This window comes from Phenylobacterium sp., assembly GCF_030651755.1.
Lineage (GTDB): Bacteria > Pseudomonadota > Alphaproteobacteria > Caulobacterales > Caulobacteraceae > Phenylobacterium.
On sequence record NZ_JAUSBZ010000164.1, the window covers coordinates 24,979 to 42,869 of the forward strand.

Here is a 17,891-nt window from a genome sequence, read left to right on the forward strand (position 1 = left end):
ATGGAGCTGGACTCATGTCCCAACCCCGCGTGATCGTCGTCGGAAATGAGAAGGGCGGCGCTGGAAAATCGACCATCGCCCTCCACCTCGCCGTGGCCCTGATGTACGGCGGCGCCAAGGTGGCCGTGCTGGATCTGGACCTGCGCCAACAGTCCATGGCCCACTTCTTCGCCAGCCGCCGAGCCTGGCTGGCGGCCAATGAGGTCGAGGCGCCATTGCCTCTGGAATATCCGTTGAGCGCCGATCTGGCCGTGGCGACGGACGGGGAGGCGCTCGCCGCCTTCCACCAGGCCTTCGAGGCGGCCAACGCCGAGGCGGACTTCGTCCTCATCGACACCCCCGGCGGCGACACGGCGATCTCCCGCGCCGCCCATGGCTTGGCCGACCTGATCGTCACCCCGATGAATGACAGCTTCGTCGATTTCGACATGCTGGGGGTGGTCGATCCGGTCTCCCTGGATCTCAAGCGGCCCGGCCTTTACTCGGTCACCGTCTGGGACAGCCGCAAGGCGCGCGCTGTGGCCGACGGCCGCTCCATTGACTGGGTGGTGCTGCGCAACCGTCTGGCGCCCACCGAGGCGCGCAACCGCCGCCGCCTGGACGAACGGGTCAAGGCCCTGTCCCGCCGGGTCGGCTTCCGCGTTGGGCCAGGCCTGCGCGACCGGGTCATCTATCGCGAGCTCTATCCCTTCGGCCTGACCATCGCCGACCTGTCGCCCGCCATCCGCCCGGTGTCGATCTCGCTCCAGCACGTGGCCGCCCGTCAGGAACTGCGCGCCCTGATCGGCGCCCTGGGTCTTGGCGAGGTGACCGGGCAGACCCTGATGGCGGCCGAATAGGCCCATGCTCTATCTCGCGCTGGGGTGCGCCGCCCTGGCCTTCTTCGTCTGGATGGGTCGCAAGGGCCGACCCATGTTCCAGCGCCGGGAGTGGCGCATCCTCTCAGGACTGGCGGCGGTGGCGGCCTTCGCGGCGGCGGCCTTCCTGGCGGCGCGCGGCGGCTGGATGTTCGCTCCCGTGCTGGTGGTCATCGGGCTATGGCTGGCCATGAGCACCCGCACCCACGGCGCCGCGCCGGGGCAGGGTCCTGGGTCAAGGTCGAGGACTGAGACGATGAGCGAGCGCCAGGCCCGGGAAATCCTTGGGGTCAGCGCCGAGGCCGGTCCCGACGAAATCCAGGCCGCCTATACGCGGCTGATGCGCCGGACCCATCCTGACGCTGGCGGCTCAGCCGGTCTGGCGGCCCAGATCAATGCCGCCCGGGACCGTCTGCTGCGGCGCTGAAGCCAGCCTCCTCAGGTCGGGCTGATCACCATGCAGGCCTGGTTTTTCGCCTTGAGAGCCTCACAGGCCGCCTTGGCGCGGCTCTCGGTCAATCCGGAAAAGCGGGCGCGGTAGAAGCCGGCGCTCGGATCGGTGACCAGGGTGTCGGCGCCGGTGAAGGCCTCGCCAAAGCGCCGCCTTGTCAGCTTCAGCTGTTCCTGGGCCAGGGCCTTGGATTTGAAGGCGCCGACCTGGACCTGCCACCGGCCGGCAGGCGCGGACTGGGCCGCCGCGCGGCTGGGCGCCGGCGGGGGCGGGGCCGTGGCCAGAACGATCTTCAAGCCGTCCTGATCGCCGTCGCCCTGCTCGCGGGAGGGCCGCATGATGGGCCCCGTGGGTTCGGGCTCGAACAGGTTCTGAGCCACGGTGATGCGCTCGCCCCGGCTGCGACGGTCGGCGACGTCGAAGCCGGTGAGCAGCAGGTCCTGGGCGTGATTGTCCCGGGCCGCCGTCGAGGCCCCGCCGAGCACCACCACGATCAGGCGGCGGTTATTCTTCACCCCGGAAATGGCGATGTTGTAGCCCGAGGCGTTGGTGTAGCCGGTCTTCAGCCCGTCCACGCCCAGTTCGCGGCGCAGCAGGCTGTTATGGCCGCGGATCTGGGTCCCGCGGAAGTTGAACTCCGGCGTGCTGAACAGGGTGTAGTACTGCGGGAAGTCCCGCATGATGGCGCGCGACAGCACCGCCAGGTCCCGGGCCGACGACAGCTGCCGGCTGTCGGGCAGGCCCGAGGCGTTGACGAAGGTCGTGGAGTCCATGCCGAGCTCTCGGGCCCGCAGGGTCATCAATGCCGCGAACCGCGCCTCGCTGCCCCCCAGCTTCTCGGCCACGGCCACGGCCACGTCGTTGGCCGAGCGGATGGCCAGGGCGTGCATGGCCTCTTCCACCGTGATGGAATCGCCCGCCTTGACGAACAGCTTGGTGGGCGGCGCCGCCGCCGCTCGCGGGGAGAAGACGACCCGGTCGTTCAGCGTCATCTCGCCGGCGGCCAGCTGCTCAAACATCAGATAAAGGGTCATCACCTTGGTGATTGAGGCCGGGTAGCGCGCGCTGTCAGCCCGCTTGCCATAAAGGACCTCGCCGGTTTCGGCGTCGACCACGATGGAGGCGTATTTCGGCTGTTGGGCGGGCAGCTGCAGATAGGGAATCTGCGCCTGGGCGACCGGCGCAGCGACGCCGAGGGCGGTCGCCACAGCGAGCAGGCCGACAAGAAGCTGGCGGCGGGCGTGTTTAAGCATCGCGTCGTCCGTCACGTCTGGGGTTTATGACGCGTCCCCCCGAAGGGCCGCGCCAAGGATCAAACGCTAACATGACATGCCCCGCCTTGCGCGAGGGTAAACACCTGTTGAGGAATACAATTGGTCGCAGCCGCCACCTTACAGGCGAGCCGCAACGGCGTTGTGCAGTGCACAAAAACAAGGTTGACTGCTGCGGTGCAACATGAGATGTTGCGGGTGCGTAAAGCATAGCCTCCCGAGACCAAGTTCAAGTGCGGCCGTCGCCGCGCTTCCTGACTTCTCCCCAGCGCGGCCGCCGCCGCGCGTTCTGACTTCAATAGGAGCTCAGCCATGGCCGCCGCCGCTGAAACCGTCAAGACCGCCAAAACCGCCGCCGAGGAAATGTCCCTGGCCGGCAACCACGCCTTCAAGGAAGCCATGGAAAAGTCCATGACCGCCCTGGCCGAAACCAGCACCCATTCCAAGAAGAACCTCGAGGCCATGATGGCTTCCGCCACGGCCGCCGCCAAGGGCGCCGAGGCTGTCAGCGCCGAGGCGATGGCCTACACCAAGAAGAGCGTCGAAGAGCAGATGGCCGCCGCCAAGGCCCTCGCCGCCGCCAAGAGCCTGCAGGAAGCGGTCGAGCTCCAGACCGCTTTCACCAAGAAGGCGATGGAATCCTACATGGCCGAGATGACCCGCATGTCGGAGATCTTCACCGCCTCGATGAAGGACTCCATGAAGCCGATCAACGAGCGCGTCACCGCGACCGTCGAGCGTCTGCAAGCCGCCCGCTAGGCGGGGTGGCGCCCCTGGGCGCCGCACGATCTCTTGAAAGCCCGGTCCGGCGACGGACCGGGCTTTTCTTATGGACTGAACTCTCAGGTTTGGCCGCGCCTTGCCGGCAAAACCGGGTTCCACTTTTGTGGAACGCGCTCTAGAGACTAGGGCATGTCCACCGTTGAAGAACGCTTGGCCGCGCTTGGCGTCCGCCTGCCCGAGCCCTCCGCCCCGGTCGCCAACTACGTGCCCTTCGTCCGGGCCGGCCGCCTGCTGCACATTTCTGGACAGGTGTCCCGGGACGCCCAGGGGGGCGTGACCGGCGTCGTCGGCCAGGACGTGGATCTGGAAACGGCGCGGCACGCCGCGCGCCTGTGCGCGATCAACCTCATCGCCCAGATGAAGGCGGCTTGCGGGGGCGACCTGCGCAAGGTTGTCCGCGTGGTCAAGCTCGGCGGCTTCGTGCAGGCCGGCCCCGACTTCTTCGACATTCCCCAGGTGGTGAACGGGGCCTCTGACCTGATGGTCGACGCCTTTGGCGAGATCGGCCGCCACGCCCGCTCGGCGGTCGGGGTCTATCGGCTGCCGATGAACTTCGCCGTCGAAGTGGATGCGGTGGTGGAGGTCTCGTGAGGGAACGTTTCGGCGAGGCCTGGGACCTCCTGTTCCACCCGCCGGTGGCCCATCGCGGCCTGTGGACGCCAGATGGCGCGCCGGAAAACTCGCTGGGCGCCTTCCAGGCCGCCTGCGCCGCCGGCTACGGCATCGAACTGGATGTCCACCTGTCGGCCGATGGCGAGGCGATGGTCTTTCATGACAACACCCTGTCCCGGATGACGGGGGTCGAGGGGCGGTTGCGAGACCACACGGCCGCCGAGCTGGGGGAGATGTCCCTCAAGGGCACGGACGAGACCATTCCGACCCTGCTGGAGACCCTGGCCCTGATCGGCCACCGGGCCATGGTGCATATCGAGCTCAAGACTCACTGGGGCGAGGTGGGGCCCCTGGAGCGCAGGGTCCACGAGATCATCATCGACCACGCCGGCCCCCTCTGCATCATCGGCTTCAATCCCTATTCCCACGCCTGGTTCGCCGAGCACTATCCGGGCGTCCTGCGGGGCCTGGACTCCTTCAGCTACAAGGATGTGAAGCATCTGAGCGAGGACCAGCGTCAGGCCTATGCTCGCCTGGAGCAGGTGGAGATCGCCCGCCCGCACTTCCTGGCCCTTGGCCTCGACATGCTTCCCGATGCGCGGGCCGACGCCTATCGGGCCCAGGGCATGCCGGTGGTGGCCTGGACCGTCCGTCAGCCCGAACAGTGGGAGGCGGTCAAGGACCACTGTGACAACCTGATCTTTGAGGGCTTCCACCCGTGAGCCTGAAGCCGGCGGTCCGTGTGAACCGCCGCATCGCCGACATCGGCAGGACGGCCTGGGACGCCTGCGCCGCGCCCAGCGGCAACCCCTTCGTCGCCTATGACTTTCTCGACGTGCTCGAACAGGCCGGCTGCGCGGTGGAGCGCACCGGCTGGGGGCCTCAGCACCTGGCCATCGAGGATGGGGCCGGCGAGGTGGGGGCGGTCATGCCCCTCTATCTGAAGTCCCACAGCCAGGGCGAATACATCTTCGACCACAGCTGGGCCGACGCCTATGAGCGGGCTGGCGGGCGATATTATCCCAAGCTCCTGTCGGCTGCGCCCTTCACCCCGGCCACGGGTTCCAGGCTGCTGGTGCGCCCCGACGTTCCCGTCGAGGCCGGCTACGAGATGCTGCTTGGAGGCGCCCTGACCCTCTGCCAGCAGATGGGCGTCTCCTCGGTTCACATCAATTTCCCGCCGCAGGCGGAATGGGACTGGCTGGGCGCCCAGGGGCTCGCCCAGCGTCAGGGCCAGCAGTACCACTGGTTCAACCGGGGCTACGGGACCTTTGACGAGTTCCTGGCCGACCTATCCTCAGGCCGGCGCAAGACCATCCGCCGGGAGCGCCGCGACGCCCAGGCGGGGCTGGAGATCGCCTGCCTCACCGGGGCCGACCTCACCGAGGACGCCTGGGACGCCTTCTACGGCTTCTACATGGACACCGGTTCGCGGAAATGGGGCCAGCCCTATCTGAACCGGCGGTTCTTTTCCCTGCTCGGCGAGCGGATGGCCGACAGGGTGTTGCTGATCATGGCCCGGCGCCACGGCCGCTGGATCGCCGGCGCCCTGAATCTCGTCGGGGACGACGCCCTCTACGGCCGCAACTGGGGCTGCGTCGAGGACGTGCCCTTCCTGCATTTCGAGCTCTGCTACTATCAGGCCATCGATTGGGCCATCAGCCGCGGCCTGGCCCGGGTCGAGGCCGGCGCTCAAGGCCAGCACAAGATCGCCCGGGGCTATCTGCCGACGCCGGTCTATTCGGCCCATTACATCGCCGATCCCGTCCTGCGCGGTCCCGTGGAGGACTTCGTCGCCCGGGAGAAGGCCGCCGTTGACGGCGAGATGGAGTGGCTGGCCGAGGAATACTCCCCCTTCCGCCAGGGCTGAGGTCGTCGCAGGCCCGCCGGTGATTTGCTAGACACGACCCATCAACGTCAGACGGAGCGCGCCATGAGCCTGGACGGGACCTACGACCCCAACAATATCTTCGCCAAGATCCTGCGCGGCGAGGCGCCCTGCGCCCGGGTGTTCGAGGACGATCACGTTCTGTCGTTCATGGATGTCTTTCCGCAGGTGAAGGGTCACACCCTGGTGATCCCCAAGCACTCCACCGCCCGCAACCTGCTGGAGGAGGAACCGCAGGTGCTCGGCCCGCTGATTCTCGGGGTACAGCGGGTGGCGCGCGCCGTGCGCGCGGCGTTCTCGCCCGACGGCGTGGTAATCACCCAGTTCAATGGGACCGCCGCCGGCCAGACCGTCTTCCATCCCCACTTCCACATCCTGCCCCGCTGGGATGGGGCGGCGGTGGGCCGCCATGCGTCCGGCGGCATGGCCGATCCTGCTGAACTGAAGGTCCTGGCCGAGCAGATCGCCGCCCAGATCGTCTGATCCAAATGGCCACCTACGAAAAAGCCCCGGCCGATCGGCCGGGGCTTTGACGTTTCAGCGGTGGAGACTGACCTAGTCGGCCAGTTCGGCGGCCGCATCCTTGGACGGGTTCTCGATGGTCGGCGCGCCCGGCTCGCGGGAGTCGCCTTCGATCTCGAAGTCCAGCTTGCCGTCCTTGAGCACCACGCGGACGTGGCCGCCCTTGACCAGTCGGCCAAACAGGATCTCGTCGGCCAGGGGCTTCTTGATGTGCTCCTGGATGACCCGGGCCAGCGGCCGGGCGCCATAGAGCTCGTCGAAGCCATTGTCGGCCAGCCAGCCGGCCGCCTCGTCGGTGGTCTCGATGGTGACGTGGCGATCAGCCAGCTGGGCTTCCAGCTGCATGACGAACTTCTGCACCACCTGGCGGATGATCGACTGATCCAGCGGACGGAAGGCCACCACCGCATCGAGGCGGTTGCGGAATTCCGGGGTGAAGACCCGCTTGATCGCCTCTTCGGCCTCGTGGTCAGCCTTGCCCCGGCCAAAGCCGATGGTGTTGCGCTGAGAGTCGGCCGCGCCGGCATTGGTGGTCATGATGAGCACCACATTGCGGAAGTCGATCTTCTTGCCGTTGGAGTCGGTCAGCACCCCGTGGTCCATGACCTGCAGCAGGATGTTGTAGACGTCCGGGTGGGCCTTCTCGATCTCGTCCAGCAGGACAACCGCGTGGGGATGCTGGTCGACGGCGTCGGTCAGCAGGCCCCCCTGGTCGAAGCCCACATAGCCCGGAGGCGCGCCGATCAGGCGGCTGACCGTGTGCCGCTCCATATACTCCGACATGTCGAAGCGCAGGAGCTCGATGCCCAGTGTCGAGGCCAGCTGCCGAGCGGTCTCGGTCTTGCCGGTGCCGGTGGGGCCCGAGAAGAGGTAGCAGCCGATCGGCTTGTTGGGATCGCGCAGGCCGGCCCGGGCCATCTTCATGGCCGCAGACAGCTGGTCGATCGCCTCGTCCTGGCCGTAGACCGCCCGCTTCAGGTCGGTCTCCAGCTGCTTCAGCGCCTCGGTGTCGGACTTGGAGACCGACTTGGGCGGGATGCGGGCGATCTTGGCCACCACGGCCTCGATCTCCTTGACCCCGATGGTCTTCTTCCGACGGCTCTCGGGCAGCAGCATCTGGCTGGCGCCGGCCTCGTCGATCAGGTCAATCGCCTTGTCCGGCAGCTTGCGGTCATTGATGTACTTGGCCGACAGCTCGACGGCGGCCTTCAGGGCGTCGTTGGTGTAGCGGAGCTTGTGGAACTCCTCGTAATAGGTCTTCAGGCCCTTCAGGATCTTGATCGTGTCCTCGAGCGTGGGCTCGTTGACGTCGATCTTCTGGAAGCGCCGGACCAGCGCCCGGTCCTTCTCGAAGTGCTGACGGAACTCCTTGTAAGTGGTCGAGCCCATGCACCGCAGGGCGCCCGAGGCCAGGGCCGGCTTCAAGAGGTTGGAGGCGTCCATGGCCCCGCCGCTGGTGGCGCCGGCGCCGATCACCGTGTGGATCTCGTCGATGAACAGGATGGCGTCGGGGTGGTTCTCCAGCTCCTTGACCACCTGCTTGACCCGCTCCTCGAAGTCCCCGCGATAGCGGGTGCCGGCCAGCAGCGCCCCCATGTCGAGGGAGAAGATGGTCGCGCCAGCAAGCACTTCAGGCACCTGCTTGTTGACGATCTTGCGGGCCAGACCCTCGGCGATGGCGGTCTTGCCGACTCCGGGATCGCCCACCAGCAGCGGGTTGTTCTTGGTGCGCCGGCACAGGATCTGGATGCAGCGCTCGACCTCGGCGGCGCGACCGATCAGGGGATCGACCTTGCCCTCCTTGGCCTTCTCGTTGAGGTCGACGCAATAGGCCTCCAGGGCCTCGCCGCCGGTCTTCACCGAAGGCTTCTCCTCGTCGTCGGCGCCCTTGACGGGCTTGCCCTCGACGGTGGCGCCGGCCTTCTTGGCGATGCCGTGGGCGATGTAGTTGACCGCGTCGTACCGCGTCATGTCCTGCTCCTGCAGGAAGTAGGCGGCGTGGCTCTCGCGCTCGGAGAAGATGGCCACCAGCACATTGGCGCCGGTGACGTCCTCCCGTCCGGACGACTGGACATGGATGACCGCGCGCTGGATGACGCGCTGGAAGCCCGCCGTCGGCTTGGCGTCCTCCCCGTCATCGACCACCAGCGAGCGGAGCTCATTGTCCACATAGCCGGTGAGGGTGGCCCGCAGGGCGCCCAGGTCGACGTCGCAGGCGCGCATGACGGCTGCGGCTTCCTCATCGTCGATCAGCGCCAGAAGCAGGTGCTCCAGGGTCGCGTATTCGTGCTTTCGCTCATTGGCGTAAGCGACCGCGCGATGCAGTGATTCTTCGAGTGGGCGTGAAAACGAGGGCAATATGAGCCTCTCAATCCTTTTCCATGGTGCATTGAAGCGGGTGTTGATGCCGCCTGGCGGTATCTACGACCTGTGCGACTTTGGTCTCGGCCACCTCGAAGGTGAAGACACCGCAAACGCCCACGCCATACTGATGTACGTGCAGCATGATCCTCGTCGCTTCTTCGCGCGACTTGTTAAAGTACTGCTCCAGGACATAAACGACGAACTCCATAGGCGTGTAGTCGTCGTTCAGCAGCAGGACGCGATACATGGACGGCTTCTGCGTCTTCGGCTTGGTCTGGGTGATGACCGCCGATTTGACGCCCGTCGACACATCACCTTGCTTGCGCTCGGCCATCGAAAACGTCTCCTGGCGGGAGTCTGGTTCCCGCCGCTAAGGGATTAGATATGGAAAAGGGTCGCGTTTGAAAGGGTTGAAATCGTCGAAGCCCGACCCCAAGCAGCCGACGCCCATCTTTTTATCGCTGCGCCTATAGGCGTTTTCGCCCCTGCTCAATCCCGATCGGAGGGTTTTAACCGCAGGGCGCGCCCTGTTGTCAGGGCCTGGGGGCCGAACCTCGCCCTTATGGCGTCGGCGGTCTGTTCCTCCGCCAGAATCCTCTGCTCATCGCCGCCGAACAGGTCGCCGCCCCCTTGCGCGGCGGGCGAAAGCTCGCCCAGGCCCACGCCAATCAGGCGGAAGGTGCGACCATCGGCCTCGCGACGCAGGAGTTCGCGGGCGGCGGCGAACAGGGTCTTGGCCGTCTGAGTCGGTTCGGCCAGGGCGCGGCGGCGGGTCAGCAGCCGAAAATCTGTGGTCTTCAGCTTCAGGGTGGCGATCTGCCCGGTGACGCCTGCGCTTCGCGCCTGCCGGGCGACTCGGTCGCACAGGGGCGCCAGCCGGTCCTCCAGGGCGCCATAGTCCGACAGATCGCTGTTGAAGGTCGTTTCGGCGCTGATTCCCTTGCGGACCTGATCGGGGTCCACCGGGCGGGTGTCGCGCCCGTGGGCGAGGTCGAACAGCCGCAGGCCGTGCGCCCCGAAACGGCTGGCCAGGAATTTCTGGTCCTGCCGGGCCAGATCGCCAATGGTCCTCAGGCCCGCGGCCTCCAGGGTCTTCACCATGGCCGGCCCCACGCCGGGCAGCAGACCCACCGGTCGCGGGGCCAGGAAGCCCTTGGCCTCAGCCGCGCCGATCACCGAAAAGCCCCGGGGTTTGTCCAGATCCGAGGCGATCTTGGCCAGGAACTTGTTGGGGGCCAGACCGATGGAGACGGTGAGGCCGGTCTGCGCCTCGATGGCCGCCTGCGCCCGGGCCAGGGTCACGGCAGGCGGGGCGCCATGCAGGCGCTCGGTGCCGGCCAGGTCCATCCAGGCCTCGTCCAGGGACAGGGGCTGGACCAGGGGCGTCAGCTCCGCCAGCAGCCCCATGATGATCTTGCTCTGCGCCTTGTACTTGGCGAAGTCCGGCTTGATCACCACGGCCTGCGGGCAGGCGGCCAGGGCCTTGAACATCGGCATGGCCGAGCGCACCCCATAGACCCGGGCCATATAGCAGCAGGTGGTGACCACCCCGCGGACCCCGCCGCCGACGATCACCGGCAGGTCGCGCAGTTCGGGCCGGTCACGCTTCTCCACCGAGGCGTAGAAGGCGTCGCAGTCCATATGCGCCATGCACAGGTCGAACAGCTCGTCATGCGCCACCAGCCGGGGCGAGCCGCAGGATGGGCAGCGCCGGGCGGTCGGCCCGTCGCCGGTCCACAGACAGTCGCGGCACAGGGCCTTCATGGCGCCTCAGGGGGCCAGAGCCAGGCCGCGCCCCGCACGCCTGAGGAGTCGCCGTGGACGGCCGCGCGAACGGGGGTGTCGAAGCCGTCGGCGAACACATGCGGCGCGATGGCCGCGGGCAGCTGCTCATAGAGCTCGGCCACATTGGACATCCCCCCGCCCAGGACAATGACGTCGGGATCGATCAGGTCCGCCACCACGGCCAGGGCGCGGCCCAGACGGTCGACGTAACGCTGCAGGCTCGCCAGCGCCCCTGGCGCCCCCTGGCGGGCCTGGGCGATGATCTCCGGCGCGGCCAGGCCCGTCCCGTGGTCGGCGGCCAGGGCGGGGCCCGATATCCAGGTCTCCAGACAGCCCCGGCGTCCGCACCAGCAGGCCGGCCCGGGGTGCTCTTGCGCGGTGGGCCAGGGGAGGGGGGTGTGACCCCACTCGCCGGCCACCCCGTTGCGGCCCTCCAGGAGCCTCCCGTCCACCACCACGCCGCCGCCGCAGCCGGTGCCCAGGATGGCGGCGAACACCACGCTGGCGCCCGCGCCCGCCCCATCGGCGGCCTCCGACAGGGCCAGGCAGTTGGCGTCATTGGCCAGGCGCACGGGGCGGGCGAGGGCCGCCTCCAGGTCCTGGCCAAATCGCTCGCCGTTCAGCCAGACGGAGTTGGCGTTGCGGATCAGCCCCGTGGTGGGAGAGATCGAGCCCGGCATGCCGACCCCGATCCGCGCCGCCCGCCCGCCGGCCTCCGCCTCCACGGCGGCCACCAGTTCGGCGACCACCGAGAGGGCCGGTTCATAGGCCCCCGGATTGGGCCTGCGCAGGCGGGCGACGATGGCCCCGCCCGCGTCCAGGGCCGCGGCCTCGATCTTGGTGCCGCCGAAATCGACCCCGATGCGGATCATCGTCTTTGCGGCGTCAGGAGATCGAGTCGGCGATGGCGATGCGCAGGGCGTCCCAGTCGTCGATTCGGGTGTGCCGGTCGGGCGCGGCCGGGGCCAGGGGCCGCAGGCGCGGATCGGCCACATGCTGGAAGCGCGCCACCTTGGGCGCGGTCTCGGCCACGGAGTCCAGATTGGGCAGCAGATCGTCGATGAAGGCGGCGGGCCCCTTCACCTGTTCAGCCAGGGCGCCGGCCAGCGGTCCCTTGGGGCCCGTATTGAGCAGCAGGGGATAGTCCAGGTCGTTGCGCCCCAGCCAGCGGGCCCGCGCCAGCCGGCCTTGGCCCGGCGCATTGGTCAGGATGACCACCCCGGCCTGCTCGGCCAGGCGGCGCAGGGCTTCGGCCGCGCCCTCGGCCACCCGCATCTCGCCAGAGCCATAGCGGAAGAAGTCGTCATAGTGCCGGCGGCCCTCCTCGATCTCCAGGTGCGCCGTCTCGCCGGGGCGATAGATGTTCTGAAACAGGGCGAACCGTTCGACCCGGAACTCCAGGCCCCGTTCCGCCAGGAAGGCGCCGAACCCCTCCATGAAGTGACCCAGCACCTCGTCCACATCGACGATCACCAGGGGGCGGCCGGGATCAAGGCCGAGACTCTCCACCTGCGGCGCCCGCGGAGCGGACCGCGCGGAGACCACGGTGTCGGCGGGCGATGGGGAAGGGTGCGGCGTGTCGACCACTGGCTCTCTCGTGCGGCTAACGCCAGTTTAAGGATATCCGTGGGATCAATGGAAACAAAGGTGGGGTCGGCGGCAGATTCGCTGGCCGACAAGAGCATCGTCGGGATGACCATGGCCAAGAAGGTCCTCATCGTCGAGGATAACGAGCTGAACATGAAGCTGTTTCATGATCTGCTCGACGCGCAAGGGTACGAGACCCTGCAGACCCGCGAAGGCCTGCAAGCCCTCTCTTTGGCCCGTGAGCACCGTCCCGACCTGATTCTCATGGACATCCAGTTGCCGGAGATTTCCGGGCTGGAGGTCACCAAATGGCTGAAGGAAGACGATGAGCTGGCCCATATCCCCGTGGTCGCCGTCACCGCCTTCGCCATGAAGGGCGATGAGGAGCGCATCCGCGAGGGCGGCTGCGAGGCCTACATCTCCAAGCCGATTTCCGTGTCGCACTTCCTCGACACCATTCGCCGACTCCTGGAGTAGGCCGCCATGTCAGCACGCATCCTGGTCGTGGACGATATCGAGGCCAATGTCCGCCTGCTCGAGGCCAAGCTGAGCGCTGAGTACTATGAGGTGCTGACGGCCTATGACGGCCCGACCGCGCTCGCCATGGCCGCGGCAGAACAGCCCGACATCGTGCTGCTGGACGTGATGATGCCCGGCATGGACGGCTTTCAGGTCTGCCGGCGCCTGAAGGACGATCCCGAGACCCGCCACGTGCCGGTGGTGCTGGTCACCGCTCTCGACGGCCGCGCCGATCGGATCGCCGGCCTGGAGGCCGGCGCCGATGAATTCCTCACCAAGCCCATTGACGACGTCATGCTGTTCGCCCGGGTGCGCAGCCTGACCCGCCTGAAGACCGTCATCGACGAGCTGCGGGTGCGCGAGGCCTCGGGCCGCCGCATCGGCGTCATCGCCGGGGCGGGCTCGCGCCTGGGCGGCACGGGCGGCCGGGTGCTGATCGTCGATGATCACGAGCGTCAGGCCCAGCGGGTCGCCGCCGAGCTCTCCATTGAACACCGCCCGGTCATCGAATCCGAGCCCGACAAGGCTCTGCTGACGGCCCGGGGCCCTGTGGACCTGGTGATCGTCAATGTCACCGCCCGCAGCTTCGATGGCCTGCGCTTCTGCGCCCAGCTGCGCTCGGACGAGGCCACCCGCCACCTGCCGATCCTGGCCATTGTCGACTTCGACGAGCGGCCCCGGCTGATGAAGGCCCTGGACATCGGGGTCAACGACCTGCTGTCCAAGCCCATCGACCCCCAGGAACTGTCGGCTCGCGCGCGGACCCAGATCCGCCGCAAGCGCTACACCGACTATCTGCGGGACAATCTCGACCATTCCCTGGAGCTGGCGGTCACCGACCAGCTCACCGGCCTGCACAATCGCCGCTACATGTCCGGCCAGCTGGAAGCCCTGGTCAAGCGCGCCGCCCATGGGGGCGAGCCGGTGGCGGCCCTGCTGATCGACATCGACCATTTCAAGAAAATCAATGACGGCTACGGCCACGATGTGGGCGACGAGGTGCTGCGGGAATTCGCGGTGCGCCTGGCCTCCAACGTCCGGGCCGTGGACCTGCCCTGCCGCTATGGCGGCGAGGAATTCGTGGTGGTCATGCCCGGCACCCGCATCGAGGACGCCGAGCGCATCGCCGAACGCATCCGCCTGCATGTGGCCGGCGCGCCCTTCCGCGTCGCCCACGGGACCGAGCTCCTGACCGCCACCATCTCCATCGGGGTCGCCGCCACCATCGGCCCCGACGACACCCCTGACACCCTGCTCAAGCGGGCAGACGAGGGCCTCTATGAGGCCAAGTCCTCCGGCCGCAACAAGGTCATATCCCGGGCGGCGTAAGCCGTAGTCAAGGTTCCGTTGCAGGTATAGCCTCGACCCCAAAACAACCTGGGGAGGCGCCTATGATCGCCGTATCAGCGTGGCTTGCCATTGCGTTCGGAACGCTCGGAGCGATCCTAGAAGTCCTGCGAAACTGGCCTGACTGGCAGTGGTGGCCCTTCTGGGTCGTCGACTACGTCGCCGCTGGCCTGCTGATCGTTGGTGGCGTCAGCGCGCTACGGCGTCGCGGTGAACGCGTGCTAGCGGGCGGGTGGGGCTTCGCCTGCGCCATGTTCTGGATGTCGTTCTTCAGCCACCTGGGCGGCCTTCGCGCAGCCGTAGAGGTCAGCGCCCGTGAACAGCGTCTGACCCTCATCATCGGCGTCATGTTCGCGGTGACGGTGTGCGGGCTGATGCTGACCTTGCTCGGCCAGTCGCGGCGACGATAGGCCAAAACGCAAAACGCCCGGCTGATCCAGCCGGGCGTTTCCTTGTTCGGGTGCGCGGAAAGCGATCCTACTTGATCTTGCCTTCGCGGAATTCCACGTGCTTGCGCACGACGGGGTCGTACTTCTTCATGACCAGCTTGTCGGTCTTGGTGCGGGCGTTCTTCTTGGTCACGTAGAAAAAGCCGGTGTCCGCCGAGGAGTTCAGGCGGATCTTGATGGAAGCTGGCTTCGCCATGGTCGGTCCTCGCGGGGCCGGTCAAGCGCGCTTACCCCGGCAGTCATTTCGAATGAGCCGCGGACAATACGAATCCGCAGACCAAAGTCAATGCGGGGACGCCCTGGGGCTTAATCTAGGCGCCCGCCGTCGTCAGCCGCCCCGTCTGGTAGTCCATGAACGCCTGGCGGATCTCGTCGACGGTGTTCATCACGAAGGGGCCGTGGGCGACCACGGGTTCGTCGATGACGGGGGCGGCGTAGAAGAGGGCTCGGACGGGTGTCTGGGCCTTTACGGGCAGAACGTCGTCGGCGTCCGCAGCATGGGTCCAGGCGTGCTGGTCGGCGCGGACGGGGGTTGTTGAGCCCTCGCCCACCTGGGCCTCGCCCTCCAGCACGAGCAGGAAGCCCCGCCAGCCGGCCTTCAGAGGCAGGGCCAGGGTCGCGCCGGCGTCCAGGCGCAGGTCCATCAGGGCCAGGGGCCAGAGGCTGCCGTGGGGCCGGCTCTCCCCGCCCAGCTCGCCGGCATAGAGCCTGGCCTCATAGCCCTCACCGGTGACGAGGGCCGCCTCGCTCGCCCGCTGATCGCCATAGCGGGCGGGCGTCATCTTCTGGGCCGCCGGCAGGTTGAGCCACAGCTGCAGGGAATGGACGCCCCGCGGTCCCGGCATCTCCGAATGCATCACCCCGCCGCCGGCGGTCATGAACTGGACGTCGCCGGGCTCCAGCTCGCCATGGGCGCCGGTATGGTCCTCGTGCAGCATCTGGCCTTCCAGGACGAAGGTCACCGTCTCCATGCCCCGGTGCGGATGGGTCGGGAAGCCGGCGGGCGGGGCGAACCAGTCCTCGGCCAGGAACAGGAAGGGGCTGTAGGGGCGGTGGTCCTGCGGCGCGATGATCAGGCGGTTCTGATGGCGGGGACCCAGCACATTGCGCGGGCCGGCGGTCTCGACGCGGTCGATGGAAAGCGCCATGGGCTCTAGCCGCCCACCTTGGCGATCCAGGCGGCGAACTTGTCGCCCCAGCCCTCGATGACGGCGACGAACTTGGGTTCGGCAAAGCCGCCGTCGGCCGTGAACTGCTCGTCCCGATGGGTGAAATAGATCTGCGGCATGCCCATCACCGCCACATTGATGGCGGTCAGCACATTGCGCAGGTCGACCTGGGCCGCGGCCGTGCCCACGGCGCCCGGGGTTGAGCCGGCGATGGCCGCAGGCTTGCCCGACCACACCCCCTGGCCCGGCGGGCGCGAGGCCCAGTCGATGGCGTTCTTCAGCACGCCGGGCATGCCGCGGTTGTATTCCGGCGTCACGAACAGCACGGCGTCGGCCGCCTTGATGGCGTCCTTGAAGGCGATGACGGCGGCCGGCAGCTCGGCCTCGTGGTCCTGGTTGTAGAGCGGCACATCGGCATAATCGACGATCTGCAGGTCGAGCTTCCCCGCGACGGTCTTGGCGATGGCCTGGGCCAGACGCCGGTTCACGGACTGGGCGCGAAGACTGCCGATGATGACGGCGACCTTGGGTCGATCGGACATGCGGACTCCTAAGTGGGTTTCTAGAGGTGGCCGAGCCTATGGCCCTTCACCCCGAAACGCATATAGGGGGACGGACGCTCCGGATCCTCCAGGCGCAGCACCGCTTCCTTGATCATGGTTCGCGTCACCATGGGCAGCTCCAGGCCCAGCGCATCGTCGAAATCCACCCAGGCGATCTCCTCCAACTCCCCGCAATCGGGCTGGCGGTCCAAGCTGATCAGGCGCTCGGCGTCGGCCATCAGGAACCAGGTGTCGAACCGCTTGGCCAGCATGGGCGGGGTGACCGCCCGGGCGATGATCTCCATGGCTTCCAGGTCGGGCAGGGCGCCCTGGGCCAGGAACTCCCGCCAGGGGCCGACGCCGGGCCGTGGCGGGGCCTGCTTGGCCAGCAACAGGCCTGCCTCCTCGAAGGTCTCGCGGATGGCCGCCAGCGCCAGAGCGCGGCCGCGGCCGAGCTTGATGTGACGGTCGAACTTGGCCGCCACCTCGGGGCGCAGGTCGGTGGCGTGGGGGGCGCGGAAGTCGGCCCGGTCGATCCGCCCGCCCGGAAACACCCACAGATTGGGCATGAAGTCATGGCCGCTGTTGCGCTTGCCCATCAGGACGCGGGGCTTGGCGGCGTCCCGGCGGACCAGGATGATGGTGGCGGCGTCCCGGGGCTTCACGGCCCGGGCGCCTTCGGGGCGCATGCGGCCGCCCTCAGGGCGGCGGGGAATCTCAGCTTCGCTCATGAAACAACTGTATGACTGACGCCGGACCCTTAGGAAGGCTGACCTTAGGTCAAGGCCGCGCGACTCACCGCCGCCGGTGCTTGCCGCCCTGCCGGGGCAGGGGCGGGCGGCCGGCCTTGCGGCGGATGCCCAGGCGTGGCCGCGGGGCGGTGGGATCGGGCGCAGCCGGCTCGCTCAACATCTCGAACAGCAGGCCGCCGGTGATCGGGGTGGCTTCCCGCAACCGCACCTCGACGCTCATGCCGAGCGGCCAGCGGGCGCCGGAGCGCTCGCCGATCAGGGCGTGCATCTTCTCGTCGTGGACGAAGAACTCGTCCCCCAGATTGGAGATCGGGATCAGGCCGTCGGCGCCGGTCTCGGCCAGGCGGATGAACAGGCCGAATCTCGTGACGCCGGTGATGCGGCCGAAGAAGGTCGCGCCCACCTTGTCGGAGAGGAAGGCGGCCACATAGCGGTCGGTCGCGTCGCGCTCGGCGGCCATGGCCCGGCGCTCGGCGTGGGTGATCTCCTCGGCGGTGGCCTTCATGTGGGAGATGTCCCAGTCGCTCAATCCGTCGGGTCCGCCGGGCAGGTTGAGGCCGAGCGCGCTGATCAGGCCCCGGTGGACGATGAGGTCGGCGTACCGGCGAATAGGCGACGTAAAGTGCGCATAACGGGCCAGATTCAGGCCGAAATGGCCGATATTGTCGGTGGAATAATGGGCCTGCATCTGGGTGCGCAGGACCACCTCGTTGACGATCTCCGCATGCGGTCCCTCTCGCGTGAGGTCCAGCAGGCGGTTGAACCGGTCGGTGCGGGCGGCCTCGCCCTTGGACCAGTTGACCGAAATCGAGCCTAAGAATTCCGCAAGCGAATCAAGCTTCTCCGGGCTCGGCGCATCGTGGATCCGGTAGATCAGCGACGTGCGCTTGGCCTCCAGGGTCTCGGCGGCGCAGACATAGGCCTGGATCATCAGCTCCTCGATCAGCTTGTGCGCTTCGAGGGACGGCCGCGGCGTGATCGAGGCGACCTTGC

Annotated in this window: 21 protein-coding genes; 10 read left to right on the plus strand and 11 right to left on the minus strand. The window is 67.7% G+C overall.

Going from position 1 to position 17,891, the window contains the following annotated elements; translation table 11 throughout:
- Positions 1–14: 14 nt before the first annotated feature.
- Both Q7V15_RS16350 and Q7V15_RS16355 read left to right on the plus strand, forming a co-directional pair.
- A complete protein-coding gene (locus tag Q7V15_RS16350; protein WP_304756925.1) occupies positions 15–839 on the plus strand; it encodes a division plane positioning ATPase MipZ in 825 nt (274 codons plus the stop codon).
- Positions 840–843: 4 nt separating this feature from the next.
- On the plus strand, positions 844–1,284 hold the full coding sequence (locus Q7V15_RS16355) for a molecular chaperone DnaJ (RefSeq protein ID WP_304756926.1): 441 nt from the start codon (positions 844–846) through the stop codon (positions 1,282–1,284).
- Positions 1,285–1,295: 11 nt separating this feature from the next.
- Here the strand turns inward: Q7V15_RS16355 and Q7V15_RS16360 are convergent, their stop codons facing one another.
- A complete protein-coding gene (locus Q7V15_RS16360) occupies positions 1,296–2,561 on the minus strand; it encodes a D-alanyl-D-alanine carboxypeptidase (protein ID WP_304756927.1) in 1,266 nt (421 codons plus the stop codon).
- Between the two features lie 330 nt (positions 2,562–2,891).
- Between Q7V15_RS16360 and phaP the strand changes: the two genes are divergently transcribed.
- From phaP to Q7V15_RS16385, 5 genes are all read left to right on the plus strand, one after another.
- Entirely contained in the window at positions 2,892–3,338 is a 447-nt protein-coding gene (gene phaP / locus Q7V15_RS16365; RefSeq protein WP_304756928.1) for a TIGR01841 family phasin, read from the plus strand.
- 153 nt (positions 3,339–3,491) lie between these two features.
- Positions 3,492–3,953: a RidA family protein gene (locus Q7V15_RS16370; protein ID WP_304756930.1), complete on the plus strand. Its 462-nt coding sequence runs from the start codon at positions 3,492–3,494 to the stop codon at positions 3,951–3,953.
- Positions 3,950–4,696: a glycerophosphodiester phosphodiesterase gene (locus tag Q7V15_RS16375; RefSeq protein ID WP_304756931.1), complete on the plus strand. Its 747-nt coding sequence runs from the start codon at positions 3,950–3,952 to the stop codon at positions 4,694–4,696. Before Q7V15_RS16370 ends, Q7V15_RS16375 begins: the two co-directional genes overlap by 4 nt.
- Entirely contained in the window at positions 4,693–5,844 is a 1,152-nt protein-coding gene (locus Q7V15_RS16380; RefSeq protein ID WP_304756933.1) for a GNAT family N-acetyltransferase, read from the plus strand. The genes Q7V15_RS16375 and Q7V15_RS16380 overlap by 4 nt, the downstream gene beginning before the upstream one ends.
- A 63-nt stretch (positions 5,845–5,907) precedes the next feature.
- Positions 5,908–6,345: an HIT family protein gene (locus tag Q7V15_RS16385; RefSeq protein WP_304756935.1), complete on the plus strand. Its 438-nt coding sequence runs from the start codon at positions 5,908–5,910 to the stop codon at positions 6,343–6,345.
- A gap of 72 nt (positions 6,346–6,417) precedes the next feature.
- Here Q7V15_RS16385 and clpA read toward each other — a convergent pair whose 3' ends face one another.
- From clpA to Q7V15_RS16410, 5 genes are all read right to left on the minus strand, one after another.
- Positions 6,418–8,742 (minus strand): ATP-dependent Clp protease ATP-binding subunit ClpA, encoded by a 2,325-nt coding sequence (clpA, locus tag Q7V15_RS16390; protein WP_304756937.1) that lies wholly within the window; start codon positions 8,740–8,742, stop codon positions 6,418–6,420.
- Between the two features lie 10 nt (positions 8,743–8,752).
- Entirely contained in the window at positions 8,753–9,082 is a 330-nt protein-coding gene (gene clpS, locus Q7V15_RS16395; RefSeq protein ID WP_304756939.1) for an ATP-dependent Clp protease adapter ClpS, read from the minus strand.
- Positions 9,083–9,237: 155 nt separating this feature from the next.
- Complete coding sequence (locus Q7V15_RS16400) at positions 9,238–10,512, minus strand: DNA polymerase IV (RefSeq protein WP_304756941.1); 1,275 nt, start codon at positions 10,510–10,512, stop codon at positions 9,238–9,240.
- The gene (locus Q7V15_RS16405; protein ID WP_304756944.1) at positions 10,509–11,405 is read right to left on the minus strand and encodes an ROK family protein; all 897 of its coding nucleotides are present in this window, start codon (positions 11,403–11,405) and stop codon (positions 10,509–10,511) included. Before Q7V15_RS16405 ends, Q7V15_RS16400 begins: the two co-directional genes overlap by 4 nt.
- Positions 11,406–11,418: 13 nt before the next feature.
- Positions 11,419–12,120: a hypothetical protein gene (locus Q7V15_RS16410; protein ID WP_370689835.1), complete on the minus strand. Its 702-nt coding sequence runs from the start codon at positions 12,118–12,120 to the stop codon at positions 11,419–11,421.
- A 111-nt stretch (positions 12,121–12,231) separates the two neighbouring features.
- Between Q7V15_RS16410 and Q7V15_RS16415 the strand changes: the two genes are divergently transcribed.
- The 3 genes from Q7V15_RS16415 (at position 12,232) to Q7V15_RS16425 (ending at position 14,396) form a co-directional block, all read left to right on the plus strand.
- Complete coding sequence (locus Q7V15_RS16415; RefSeq protein ID WP_304756957.1) at positions 12,232–12,597, plus strand: response regulator; 366 nt, start codon at positions 12,232–12,234, stop codon at positions 12,595–12,597.
- Positions 12,598–12,603: 6 nt separating this feature from the next.
- Positions 12,604–13,968 carry a PleD family two-component system response regulator gene (locus Q7V15_RS16420; RefSeq protein WP_304756946.1) on the plus strand — a complete coding sequence of 455 codons (1,365 nt, stop codon included), beginning with the start codon at positions 12,604–12,606 and terminating at the stop codon, positions 13,966–13,968.
- 62 nt (positions 13,969–14,030) lie between these two features.
- Entirely contained in the window at positions 14,031–14,396 is a 366-nt protein-coding gene (locus tag Q7V15_RS16425) for a hypothetical protein (RefSeq protein ID WP_304756947.1), read from the plus strand.
- A 67-nt stretch (positions 14,397–14,463) separates the two neighbouring features.
- Here the strand turns inward: Q7V15_RS16425 and rpmG are convergent, their stop codons facing one another.
- The 5 genes from rpmG to Q7V15_RS16450 all read right to left on the minus strand — a co-directional run.
- Positions 14,464–14,631: a 50S ribosomal protein L33 gene (gene rpmG, locus Q7V15_RS16430; RefSeq protein ID WP_111458827.1), complete on the minus strand. Its 168-nt coding sequence runs from the start codon at positions 14,629–14,631 to the stop codon at positions 14,464–14,466.
- A 115-nt stretch (positions 14,632–14,746) separates the two neighbouring features.
- On the minus strand, positions 14,747–15,583 hold the full coding sequence (locus Q7V15_RS16435; protein WP_304756949.1) for a pirin family protein: 837 nt from the start codon (positions 15,581–15,583) through the stop codon (positions 14,747–14,749).
- Positions 15,584–15,588: 5 nt separating this feature from the next.
- The gene (locus tag Q7V15_RS16440; protein WP_304756951.1) at positions 15,589–16,146 is read right to left on the minus strand and encodes an NADPH-dependent FMN reductase; all 558 of its coding nucleotides are present in this window, start codon (positions 16,144–16,146) and stop codon (positions 15,589–15,591) included.
- 20 nt (positions 16,147–16,166) lie between these two features.
- Positions 16,167–16,877 (minus strand): NUDIX domain-containing protein, encoded by a 711-nt coding sequence (locus Q7V15_RS16445; protein ID WP_304756953.1) that lies wholly within the window; start codon positions 16,875–16,877, stop codon positions 16,167–16,169.
- Between the two features lie 64 nt (positions 16,878–16,941).
- The coding region (locus Q7V15_RS16450; RefSeq protein WP_304756955.1) for an RNB domain-containing ribonuclease at positions 16,942–17,891 on the minus strand (950 nt) is incomplete at its 5' end.